The organism is Nocardia carnea (genome assembly GCF_029869215.1).
Classification (GTDB): domain Bacteria; phylum Actinomycetota; class Actinomycetes; order Mycobacteriales; family Mycobacteriaceae; genus Nocardia; species Nocardia carnea_B.
Window position 1 is genome coordinate 1 of sequence record NZ_JARWPM010000209.1, and the last position, 11,286, is coordinate 11,286.

At 67.5% G+C, this 11,286-nt stretch carries 13 protein-coding genes; 6 read left to right on the top strand and 7 right to left on the bottom strand.

Features of this window, described 5'->3' with window-relative positions; genetic code table 11:
* Window positions 1-477, bottom strand: a 477-nt coding sequence (locus QH276_RS14325; RefSeq protein WP_280406764.1) for an acyl-CoA dehydrogenase family protein, incomplete at its 3' end; no start/stop codon positions are given.
* A 92-nt stretch (window positions 478-569) separates the two neighbouring features.
* On the opposite strand from QH276_RS14325, the gene QH276_RS14330 reads away from it, so the two are divergent.
* Genes QH276_RS14330 through QH276_RS14340 form a run of 3 tightly spaced genes read left to right on the top strand, consistent with a single transcriptional unit; the run spans window position 570 to window position 2,363 of the window.
* Entirely contained in the window at window positions 570-953 is a 384-nt protein-coding gene (locus QH276_RS14330) for a nuclear transport factor 2 family protein (RefSeq protein ID WP_280398640.1), read from the top strand.
* Window positions 950-1,318, top strand: a complete 369-nt coding sequence (locus QH276_RS14335; RefSeq protein WP_280398639.1) for a hypothetical protein — start codon at window positions 950-952, stop codon at window positions 1,316-1,318. Before QH276_RS14330 ends, QH276_RS14335 begins: the two co-directional genes overlap by 4 nt.
* Window positions 1,319-1,340: 22 nt before the next feature.
* Window positions 1,341-2,363, top strand: coding sequence for an NADP-dependent oxidoreductase (locus tag QH276_RS14340; protein ID WP_280398638.1), 1,023 nt, complete (start codon window positions 1,341-1,343; stop codon window positions 2,361-2,363).
* 87 nt (window positions 2,364-2,450) lie between these two features.
* Here QH276_RS14340 and QH276_RS14345 read toward each other — a convergent pair whose 3' ends face one another.
* The 4 genes from QH276_RS14345 to QH276_RS14360 all read right to left on the bottom strand — a co-directional run bounded on the left by QH276_RS14345 (window position 2,451) and on the right by QH276_RS14360 (window position 6,631).
* Window positions 2,451-3,224: a MerR family transcriptional regulator gene (locus QH276_RS14345; RefSeq protein ID WP_280398637.1), complete on the bottom strand. Its 774-nt coding sequence runs from the start codon at window positions 3,222-3,224 to the stop codon at window positions 2,451-2,453.
* A gap of 68 nt (window positions 3,225-3,292) precedes the next feature.
* A complete protein-coding gene (locus tag QH276_RS14350; RefSeq protein WP_280398636.1) occupies window positions 3,293-4,801 on the bottom strand; it encodes a flavin-containing monooxygenase in 1,509 nt (502 codons plus the stop codon).
* An 11-nt stretch (window positions 4,802-4,812) separates the two neighbouring features.
* Entirely contained in the window at window positions 4,813-5,736 is a 924-nt protein-coding gene (locus tag QH276_RS14355) for a ferritin-like domain-containing protein (RefSeq protein ID WP_280398635.1), read from the bottom strand.
* Window position 5,737: 1 nt separating this feature from the next.
* A complete protein-coding gene (locus QH276_RS14360) occupies window positions 5,738-6,631 on the bottom strand; it encodes an SDR family NAD(P)-dependent oxidoreductase (protein ID WP_280398634.1) in 894 nt (297 codons plus the stop codon).
* A gap of 261 nt (window positions 6,632-6,892) precedes the next feature.
* On the opposite strand from QH276_RS14360, the gene QH276_RS14365 reads away from it, so the two are divergent.
* Window positions 6,893-7,858, top strand: coding sequence for an AraC family transcriptional regulator (locus tag QH276_RS14365; RefSeq protein ID WP_280398633.1), 966 nt, complete (start codon window positions 6,893-6,895; stop codon window positions 7,856-7,858).
* Window positions 7,859-8,390: 532 nt separating this feature from the next.
* On the opposite strand, the gene QH276_RS14370 is transcribed toward QH276_RS14365, so the two are convergent.
* Both QH276_RS14370 and QH276_RS14375 read right to left on the bottom strand, forming a co-directional pair.
* Window positions 8,391-9,284 carry an endonuclease/exonuclease/phosphatase family protein gene (locus QH276_RS14370; RefSeq protein ID WP_280398632.1) on the bottom strand — a complete coding sequence of 298 codons (894 nt, stop codon included), beginning with the start codon at window positions 9,282-9,284 and terminating at the stop codon, window positions 8,391-8,393.
* Between the two features lie 61 nt (window positions 9,285-9,345).
* Window positions 9,346-9,552: a universal stress protein gene (locus QH276_RS14375; RefSeq protein WP_280398631.1), complete on the bottom strand. Its 207-nt coding sequence runs from the start codon at window positions 9,550-9,552 to the stop codon at window positions 9,346-9,348.
* Between the two features lie 333 nt (window positions 9,553-9,885).
* Between QH276_RS14375 and QH276_RS14380 the strand changes: the two genes are divergently transcribed.
* Window positions 9,886-10,344 (top strand): CBS domain-containing protein, encoded by a 459-nt coding sequence (locus QH276_RS14380; protein ID WP_280398630.1) that lies wholly within the window; start codon window positions 9,886-9,888, stop codon window positions 10,342-10,344.
* Between the two features lie 84 nt (window positions 10,345-10,428).
* Window positions 10,429-11,223 (top strand): SDR family NAD(P)-dependent oxidoreductase, encoded by a 795-nt coding sequence (locus tag QH276_RS14385; protein ID WP_280398629.1) that lies wholly within the window; start codon window positions 10,429-10,431, stop codon window positions 11,221-11,223.
* Window positions 11,224-11,286 lie beyond the last annotated feature (63 nt).

Genomic DNA, 11,286 nt, shown 5'->3' on the forward strand with positions numbered 1-11,286 from the left:
CCACCCCTGTGGGCCCCGGGTGGCCCGTAGATCGTCGGTGGCCGGGCCGAGCGCGCTCACTGTGGCGAGGAGATCTCCGGCAAGTACCTCCGGAAGGGGATTGCCCTCGGCTTCCGGCGCGGTGAGCAGTGCGTGGGCGCCCAGTACCGCCGAGCTGTACACGGGCTCGCACACCAGTGCCCGTCCGCATTCCTCGAGCACTACGGCCAGCTCGGCGGTTCCGTAGCCGAGGCCGCCGTATTGCTCCGGGACGGCCAGTGCGGCCACCGACATCTCGTCGGCCAGTATTCGCCACAAGTGCGGCGAGTAGCCCGGATCGGTGTCCGTTGCCGCCCGGACCCGATCGATATCGCTGTACTTCCCGAGCAACCCCCGCAGCGATTCGCGCAGCTGAATCTGTTCGGCGTCAGGGGTGAGCCCCGGTGGTTCCGAGCGTGGCCACGGGCTTTCGGCGACTTCTGCCGAGGTCGGAGACATCTTCTCCCCTTGAGTTGAGTTCAATTCGATATTGTGGAGCCTAGCGGCCGAACCTCTCGACAAGAAGAGGTGGGCTGAACTAAGTTCATTTCATGACCCACGTGATCGAGGACTACTACGCGGCGGTGGACAGCGGCCGCCTGCGGGAGGCGACGGCCATGCTGGCCGAGGACGTCGAATTCGCGATGGTGCTGCCGACGGGAGTCAACCGGGACCGCGGCCGGGCGGCCATGCTCGACTACCTCGGCGGCCGGCCGAAAGTGAATCGCAAGCATCGGCTGTTGCGGGTCGCCGTCGACGGCGATATGTACTTCGCGCACGGTGCGGTCACCGAGAACGATTCCGTCACCACCGGCTGGTTCGTCGCCGCCATGCATATCGGCGCCGACGGCCATATCGACCGCTACCAGGTCTCGTTCAGCGCGGATTTCGCGCTGCTCCCGGTACAGACCTCGAACGAAGGAGCCCGGGCATGACAGCGGTACCGGTTCTCACCCGGTGGTTCGGCTACATGGATTCCGATGACCCGGACCGGGTGCTCGGCATGATCGCCGACGATTTCACCATGTCCGTGCAGTTCTCCAAAGGCGGCGGGCAGAGCGCCGAATTCGTCGGCGATCGCGCAGGATTGGTCGCGTACCTGGCGCAGCGGGAGAAGAGCACATTGGTCCACCACATCGATGTCGGCGTCGAGGCGGGCGAATACGAACTGGTGGTCGGCCGTACCACCCGCGACGGCGCGTTCGAAGCCTCTTTCAACGCGACCGCCCAGCTCGACTCCGCCGGCGCGGTCCGCCGCCTGCTCATCGCCCGTACGCCCGAAGTCGCGTTCGCGCGCTGAGCGGCGAGCAAAGGATCCCCCGTTGAATCGTCACGTGCGGCTGGCCCGCCGCCCGGCCGGGAAACTGGCCGCCGCCGATCTCGAGCTGGCCGAGACCCCGATTCCGCGGCCGGGCCCGGGCGAAATCCTGGTGCGCAATACCTGGCTGTCGATCGACCCGTCGATCCGGATCCGGCTCGCCGGCACTACACCGAACGGATATCTGCCGCCGCTACGGCCCGGCGACGAACTCACCGGACTGGCGCTGGGTACGGTCGTCGAATCGCGGAGCCCGGATTTCGCGGCCGGCGAGCTGGTATCGCACACACTCGGTTACCGGGAGTACGCGCTTCTCGGTACCGGGGCACAGACCATCGGCGGCTACGGCGCCCCGGCGCGTATCGACGCCGGTGAGCTTCCGGCCCAATGGTTTCTCGGGCCACTCGGCAGCGCCGGGCTCACCGCTTACGCCGGATTGTTCGAAATCCTGGCGCTGGCACCGGGGGATACGCTGTGGGTGTCGTCCGCCGCGGGCGCGGTGGGCGCGGTGGCCGCGCAACTCGCGAAACTCCGCGGCGCCACTGTGCTCGGTTCCGTCGGCAGCGCGGCCAAAGTCGCATACCTCCGGGACGAACTCGGGATCTCCGCGTTCGACTATCACGCGGGCTCGCTGCCGGAATCGCTGGCCGCACTGGCCCCCGGCGGTATCGACGCCTATTTCGACAATGTCGGCGGTGACCATCTCACCGCGGCCCTGGACGTGCTGCGTCCCGCGGGCCGGATCGCGCTGTGCGGGGCGGTCTCCGGGTACGACGGAACCCCTGCGCCGGGGCCACCGAACCTTTTCACGATGGTGTCGAAAGGTCTGCGTATGCGTGGTTTCCGCGCCGGTTCCTTCCTGCATCTGGAGGAACCGATGCGCCGCGAGGTGGCCGGATACCTCGCGGACGGCCGGCTACACCATCGGGAAACGGTATTCGACGGGATCGCTGAGGCGCCGGCCGCGCTGGTGGCGATGCTGTCGGGGGCGACCGTCGGAAAGACATTGTGCCGGCTCGCGGCCTAGCCACTTCGCCTCGCTCGTCCGGCGGATCGTGAACTGCGGCCACCACGACACCGTCACGCGGCAGAGGCGGCGGTGAGCCGAAGATATTCAACGGCCGCGGTCGGCGCGATCCGCCTGGCGTTCGCGTTCCCGTTCCGCGGCGGTGGCGAGATAGTCGCCGAGTTCGCGCGCGAGGGTGGCGTCCAGGGAGCGGGCCAGGCTGGTGTGCACGGCGGCGACGCCCAGTTCGCGCATGGTGTTGAGCATGCGGGTGGTTTCGGCGATCTCCTCGTTGGTGTCCGGTAACCAGCCGGGACCGTGCTCGTCGACGATATGGTTCTTCGCGGCGCGGATGAGCAGAGCGCTGATATCGTCGATCCGGGTGGCGACCTCGGCGTAGACCGAGATGAGTGTGCCGAGATCGATTCCGTACTCGTGCAGCTCGGTGAACGAGGTGAGCAGCTGGGTGTCGGTGATGGTCACGGTGTCGCCGTCGATGCGCACCAGATCCATCCCGCGCAGTTTCTCCACCAGTTCGTCCGATTGCGCACCGAGGATGGTGGTGAGCAGTTCCCGGGAGACCTCGAACGGCTCCTCCTGCGACCAGTTGGCGGTGACGGCGTGCTGCAGGCCCAGAACCTCGGTGAGGTCTTTACCGGTTTCCCAGCTGGTGATGAAATCCGAGATATGCGCCGTGGTGAACCCGCGCTGCAGCAGCGCGTCGATCAACCGCAACCGTTCGAGGTGGGAGTCGTCGTAAATACTGGCCCGGCCGTCCTTGGCGGCGGGCGGGGGGAGCAGCCCGCGTTCCTGGTAGGCGCGGACATTGCGGGACGTGGTGCCCGCGGCGCGGGCGAGGTCGTCGATCCGGTACCTCGCCATGTCCTGCACACCTCCTCGCCCGCCTGCCGTCCGGTCGCCCGGCTCGAGAGCTCGAGTCTAGCTGCCGGTCACGAGGCGGACGCCGGCCTTGCCGCGATCCGCGGTTCCGCCGCCACCACCGTGTAGTCGCCGAGCTCGACCTCGCGTAACTGGTGCCGGTACTGGGTGGCGAATCCCGGATACATGGTGGCGTTGAAGCCGTCCTCGGTGAGGTACCAGCTGCGGCATCCCGAATTCCAGGTGGTCGCGCCGAGCCGGCGCTGGATGGCCGCGTTGTAGCGGTCCTGGCGGTCGCGGCGGACCTCGAGCATCCGCAGGTCGCGATCCAGGATGATCCGGACGGCGCGGACCAGGTAATCGATTTGCGATTCCATGTAGACCAGCGCCGAATTGTGACCGGGCCCGGAATTGGGGCCGAAGGTGAGGAAGAGGTTCGGGTAGCCCGAAACCGTGACGCTGCGGTACGCGAACGCGCCGCGTCGCCATTCGTCGGCGAGTACCCGGCCGCCACGTCCGGTGATCGGGATCGGCGTGCCCTGTTTGGAGACTTCGAAGCCGGTGGCGAATACGAGGCAGTCGGCCCGGTGCTCGATTCCCTCGGCCGTGCGGATACCGTCCGGGGCGATCCGCGCGATCGGCCAGGTGATCAGCTTGCAGTTGGCGCGCTGTAACGCCGGGTAGTAGTCGTCGGACATGAGCAGGCGTTTGCAGCCGGCCCGGAATTCCGGGGTGAGCTGACGGCGCAGCCAGGGATCGCGCACCTGGCGCCGCAACTGCGCGCGCCCGGCCAGTTCGACCACCCGGGTGAGCGGGGTATTCCAGACGACGCCCAGTGCCACCGATTCGTGGCCGTAGAACCAGGCCTGCCGGGCCAGGGTTTCCGCGCCCGGAACCTGCCGGTAGATCTCTTTGACCAGCCCGCCGGTCCGGCGGTTGATCCGCGGCAGCACCCAGCCGGGCGTGCGCTGGAAAACCTTGACGAATTCGGCCTTCCGGACCAGTTCCGGGATGATCTGGACCGCGCTCGCACCGGTGCCGATCACCGCGACCCGTTTTCCGGTGAAATCGTAGTCGTGGTCCCAGCGCGCGCTGTGAATCGTGTGCCCGGTGAAAGTTTCGATTCCCGGTATATCGGGGAAACCGGGTTCGGTGAGCGGGCCGGAGGCCAGCACGACCGCCCGGGCGCGGACGGCCGCACGGCCCTCGAGCGTGATATCCCACAGACCGGCGTTCTCGTCGAACGACATCCCGGTGACGGTGTGCCGCAACCGGATATGCGGCGTCACCCCGTATTTCGCCGTGATCGCCTCGATGTATCGGAGGATTTCGGCGCTACCGGAGTAGGTGTGCGACCATTCCGGATTCGGCGCGAAACTGTAGGAGTAGAGCCGGGACGGAATATCGCAGGCGGCGCCGGGATAGGTGTTGTCGCGCCAGGTGCCACCGATCGCGGCACCCCGCTCGAAGACGGCGAAGTTTTCGACGCCGTTCTGGCGTAAGCGAATGGCGGTACCGATTCCGGCGAATCCGGCCCCGATCACGGCGACGTCGAGCGGCACCGCATGGTTCGTGGTCATGGTGTCCTCGTTCACGCGGCCGGGGTGTAGGTCAGCTCTTTCGACCAGGTCGGATCCTTGCGCAGGAGGGTGCGCGGGATGGCCCCGGTGATCTTCACCAGCGCATCGGCGAGGAGATGGTAGGGGTGGCCGCGGTCGACAACCCAGTTCGCCTGCAGTTTCACGATCTGATACATCGGGAGCCGGCGGACGAATTCGCTCCGCTCGCCGACCTTGCGGTAGCGCTCCATGGCCGTGTAGAGCTTCTGCTCGTCCACCCCCATGGCGACGATATTGTCGCGCATCTTGTTCAGCAGCGGGACATAGCTGAGCACGCCGATCAGGAAGGTCGGTTTCACCCACCCGCCGACCAGATCGATCAGCAGTTTCCGCATTTCCGCATGCCCGAGCAGGTCCATCACCGCGAAATCGACGGCGAGATGCCGGGATTCGTCGGCATTGATCCGGCGGAAAGCCTCCTGGCACACCGGGTCCTGGATCTCGTCCATGATGAATTTGACCAGGGCGCCGTCCAGGGCGACCTCCAGCATGGGGATCACCGTGCCGAGGAACGACAGCGACATATCGTCGGAATACTTGTCGAGGAAGTCGATCACCAGTTTGACATTGATATTCGGCTGCGGGATCTCGTCACCGTCGAGCATGCCCCAGCGCCGCATCAACGCCAATTCGGCATTGGCGTGCCGCTGTTCCTCGGCGTGGAAATAGCGATAGATCTCGCGCAGGGTCTCGTCGGGCGCTTTCTTCGCCATAGCCGCGAATCCGCGCGCCCCGACGTTCTCGATCCACATGAGATCCGCCATGAACGGTTTCAACCGGGCGTGCTGCTCGGGTGTGATGGTTTCCGCGCCCGGGGCGTCCCAATCGATATCGGCCAGCGCCCACTGCCGGTCCTTGATCTTGCCGAGCATGTCCTGGAAATCCATGGCAGCCATATCAGACTCCTGTTCTTTCCGCGGTCGGCGCGGCCGCCGCTTTCTCGTCGGGCAGCAGTCGCGCGAGCAGACCGGCCACGGCGGTGTACTGGCCGGGGAAGAGTCGTTTCAGCAACCAGAGCACTTGGGCGTCGAGCTGGGGAACGACGTGCAGCCGGCCACGATCGTTGGCGTCGAGGGTGGTGCGGGCGATGCTGTCGGGGGAGACTCCGGTCCAGCGCATCAGCGTGTCGGCGAGTTCGCGGGCGGCGCCGGATACGGGGGAGTCCTGGGCGATATTGGTGCGGACGAAGGTCGGGCACAGCACGGTCACCGCGATATCGGTCCCGGCGAATTCCGCGGCCATCGTCTCCGACAGTGCGAGCACCCCGGCTTTCCCGGTGTTGTAGGCGGCCATCCGGGGCGCGGTGCCGAACGCGGCGGCCGAGGCCACGTTGATGATGCCGCCGTGGCCGCCGGCGCGCAGTTGCGGAGCGAAGATCTCGCACCCGTGGACCACGCCCCACAGGTTGATGTTCAGCGTGCGCTCCCATTCGGCGAAACCGATCTCGCCGACCGGTGGCCCGCCCGACCCGACCCCGGCATTGTTGATCACCAGCGAGGCGGGACCGTCGAAAACGGTTTCCGCGTATCGGGCGAGCACCTCGACATCGTCGCGTTCGGCCACGTCGCAGCGGAACGCGTACGCCACTCCGGGATACTCGCGACCGATCGCGGCCACCGTTTCGTCCGCGCGATCCTGATCGATATCGGCGCAGACGACCCGACCGCCACGGGCGGCGAGTTCCTTTGCGAAGGCGCGCCCGATCCCACTGCCGGCGCCGGTGACGACGGCCCGGGCGCCGCGACTGCGTGGCGGCGGTCCGAACGGCCGGAAAATATCGAGCCCCAGCATGTCAGCCCACCTTTCCTACCGCGCGCACCGGCGGCGAGGTCCTCGTCGACCTGTTCATAACACTAAGAATCATTTACCAATGTGCCATTTGTCAATGGCGGATTATGGCCGGATCGGCTGCCGAGTCGGACCGCTCGGGCGGCGCGCGCGCTCACCGGGCCGGACAGCAGCCGATCGGCCTGCGCGGCACCGCGTTCCGGCCTCGGCGCCGCTATAATCGAGCCGCCATCTTCGGTCGGTTGCTGTGCTTCGGGAGCGGTAATGGACATCGAACCGCTTTCCCGGCATCGCGTGTTCCAGACCAGCGACGCGGAAGAGGCCCGCGTGCGGATGGGTGGCATTCTCCGGGACCATCGGCTCGATCCGGGGGCCGGCGTGATGGACGCCCGATGCGATTTCCTCGGCTTCGGGGATGTCGGGCTCGCCCAGTTGCAGTACGGGGTGCAGGTTCGCGTGCGCTCCGAGCCGACAGAAACCTTTCGCCTGGTCCAGATACCCTTGGCCGGCCGGGTGCGGGTGCGTGCGGGGTCCCGGGATATCGCCTCCGATACCACCGTCGCGTCGGTTCCCGAGCCGGATGAGCCACTGGATATGAACGCGCACGACAGCAGCCGGCATCTGCTCGTGCGGATCGACCGTCACGCGCTCGATACGCATCTGCTGCGGATACTCGGCCGGCCGCCCGATCATCCGCTGCGGATGTCGCCGGCGATGCGGTTACGGTCGCCCGCCGTCCGGTCCTGGCTCGAAACGCTGCGTATGCTGCACGCGGACGCCGCGGGACCCGGTCTGCTCCGTGGGTCGCGGTTGCGGCCGCAATTCGAGCAGTTGATCATGTCGCAACTGCTGCTGGCGCAACCGAACAGCTACTCCGAACTGCTGCTCGGCGGCGCCGGATACGCGACGCCACGACCCATCCGCCGAGCCGAACAACTGATCGCCGAACGGGCGCGGGATATGCCCACCGTCGCGGAGATCGCTGCGGCGGTGGGACTTTCGGTGCGCACGCTACAAGAAGGCTTCCGGCGGTATCTGGTCACCACCCCTACCGAGCGGTTGCGCGAAGCCCGGCTCGTTGGTGTACACGCCGACCTCGCCGCGGCCGATCCCACCACGACCACGGTGGCGGCGATCGCTGCGGACTGGGGTTTCTGGCATCTCGGGCGGTTCTCGGTGATGTATCGCAGGCGCTGGGGAGTCAGTCCGTCCACCACCCTGCGCAACTGAGCCGGCGACGCCCGGCGTCCAGGGGTAGAACCCGCCCCCGGGGATAGTCACGGCGTGTCCCCGCCGCCGATCATGAGCAGACCGGACTGCAGGGCGGGTTCGAGGTCTGCCGCTCAGCCCGGGGCGGCGGTCGTCGATATGAGCCGCCACACGATTTCCCCGCCACGGGCATCTGCGTGGCTCCAGCCGGGAGGTCGGCACGGGTCGCACCGCCGAATGGTGGAGCAAAGACAACAACTGGCGGTTGACACCGTCTCGCTAGGAAGGTCCCGGCGACCGTAGGACAGTCGGGGACCATCGCTGTGCGGTGGTCCCCGACGAGTCCGGTAGGTGACAGTGCAAGCCCGGATATGCCGGCGACGGGGTACGGCACTACGGTTCGCGGGCGACCACGGCCCGACAGCCGGCCTGTGCGTCCGGCCGGGCGGGTGGTTCGCCGGCGGGACGCCGCGTTCGGTGGCGATCACGCCTCGGCGTCGTGATCAACGCCGCGGGCGCGCAAAGACTTCGGGCCGACGGTGGCGCCGTCGGCTCACCGCAGGGGTACCTGACGGCGCGTGGTGGTACCGCCGCGCTCGGGCCGGTCCCAGACCCCAGGCGGACGAGCGGGGACCGCGAGTTCGGCGAGCAGGCCGTAATGGTCGCTGGCCTGGATACCGTGCCGTGGTTCCACGAAGATCCGGGTGCAATCGCGCACCTCCAAGGTGGGCCCGTAGTGGGTGTTGCGCACCAGGATGTGATCGATGCGGCGGCCGGGTACGAGCGGCATATCGCCGCGGGCGGCCAACGGGTTCACCGGGGTGAAGGTATGTCCGGTGGCACCCGGATGCACGCTCTCCCAGATGTCCTGGTAGGAGACACTGGTGCCGTTCAGCGACTGGCGGCCGGTCCAGTAACGCAGGCTGCTGGTCTCCGGGCCCGCGTCGAAATCACCCAGCACCACGACGTGACGAGCAGAACTGCCGACCAGTTCCTCGACGAACTGCGCGGTGATCACCGCCTGCCGTTCCCGCTCGCACTCGTAGCCGAGCTGGAACACCGGCTTGTGGTGCACCACCAGAACGGTTCCCAGCGGCGGCGGCGCGTGGACTTCCGCGACGACCGCCCCGGACCACGGGAAGTCGCCCGCCCGCGCACCGAATTCGAGATCGACCTGATGGACGGCCCCCAGCGGCCATCGGCTGGCCAGCACCGCACCGACACCGCCGGGCCCCGACCTGGCATGGGGTGCGAGCATCCAGTCAGGGCCCAGTAATTCGGTGACCGCCGTGAGGTCCGGCGCGATCGTGACCTCCTGTAGCGCGACGATATCGGGCCGCAACTCGGCCAGCCCACCGGCGATCACCCGCCGTCGGGCGGGCCAATCGGCGTAGGCCGGCGCGAGCACATTGAACGTCACCACCCGCAGGGCATCGGCGACAGCCACACGTTCCACCATTGGCCCCGCATACCCGGACGTCCGCGGAATTAACGGGGCGCATGCCTGGTCACGGCAGCGGCGCGCGGTGGCGGAACGCGCGATCGTCGAAGGCGCCGTGCTCTGGATCGCGATCGCCGGACAGGCCCACGGCGCACACCAGGTGTAGCGGCGCCTGCCGGCGCGCCGCGGTACGTGCCGCCCACCGCAGGGCGGTCGTCGAACCGGAGGATCCGTCGACACCGACGACAACGGGGGATCGGGGAGGCGCGGACACGGGGTTCCTTTCCGACGGCGGGATGCGATGCCGTCGGGCGACCGTACGGTCTCGATCCGGCGACCTGCCCGCACAGGCTCACCGCCGACACCAGAACGCGGGAGGCGATGGTCCCGTGCACGAAGGACCGAAATACCCTCCTCGGTGAGTACTTCGCGATCATTCCGGCGGGTGCGCCCGGCCGTTGCCGAAGCGGCGGCTCGGCGATCGCATGCACCGGCATGGAACGCTGCGGTCTGGACAGCGATCACACCGGCGCGGACCATGGATAGCGCACTCGGAGTACAGCGTGGAGGAACCCGGCAGGTGGCATCCCGGTGGAAGGAGAGCACCATGATCACAGCGCGCGAGCTCATGCACCCCGATGTGGCGACCATCGGGGTACGCGACACGATGGACACGGCCGCCCAGCAGATGCGGCAGCGCGATATCGGCGCACTACCGATCTGCGACGGGGAGGGGCATCCGGTCGGAATCGTCACCGACCGGGATATCGTGGTGAACTGCCTTGCACTGGGACGCAATCCGGCGACCGCGACCGCCGGGGAGTTCGCGCAGGGCGACGAACTGCGCACCGTCGAGGTGGATACGGCGTTCGGGGAGCTCCTGGCGCTGATGCAGCGTTACCAGATCCGCCGCCTGCCCGTCACCGAACAGGGCCGGCTGGTCGGAATCATCACCGAAGCCGATATCGCGCACGGTGTGCCGGAACAGCGGACCGGCGAATTCGTCGAGGCGGTATGCGAACAGCAACTGCCCGCGCGGGTGGGCGAAACGGTACACAACCGCTGAACAGGCTGCCCGCCGGGACACCTCCGACCGGTACTTCCGCGTGGCACGCCCGGCCGATATCCGTGGTGCGGCACGATGGGCCGTATGCATATCGACCTCTCCGGGCGTCGCGCACTCGTCACCGGTTCCAGTCAGGGGATCGGCTCGGCCATCGCCACCGCGCTGGCCCGGGCCGGTGCCGCGGTGATCGTGAACGGACGTAGCCGGGAGCGCACGGACCAGGCGCGCGATGCCCTGCTGGCCGAGGTGCCGGGTGCCGCCGTACGTGCCGTCGCCGCGGACCTGGCCACCGCCGCGGGTGCGGCGGAACTCCGGGACGAGGTGGGCGAACTCGATATCCTGGTCAACAATCTGGGGATCTTCGAGGCGAAACCGGTATTCGAGATCGACGACGACGAATGGCGGCGCTATTTCGAGGTCAACGTCCTCTCGGCGGTGCGGCTGATCCGGATGTATCTACCGGCGATGATGGAGCGCGGGTTCGGACGGGTCATGAATATAGCGAGCGATTCCGCGGTGGTCACCCCGCTGGAAATGGTGCACTACGGGATGACGAAAACCGCGCTGCTCGCCGTCACCCGCGGCTATGCGAAAGCCGCGGCGGGCACCGGCGTAACCGTCAACTCCGTGATGGCGGGCCCCACCCATACACCAGGAGTCGAAGATTTCGTGCACGACCTGGTGGGTGACGAACTGCCGTGGGACGAAGCCCAGCACCGGTTCATGGTGGAGCACCGTCCGCATTCACTGCTCCAGCGGCTGATCGAACCCGCGGAGATCGGCAATATGGTCGTCTATCTGAGCTCGGACTTCGCCGCCGCCACCACGGGCGGCGCCGTGCGAGTGGACGGCGGGTATATCGATTCGATCCTGCCCTGATCCCCGGGCGGCCGTGGGCGCCGCGTACGAATTGTCCAGTGTCCTCGAGAGGTGAGGTTCGCG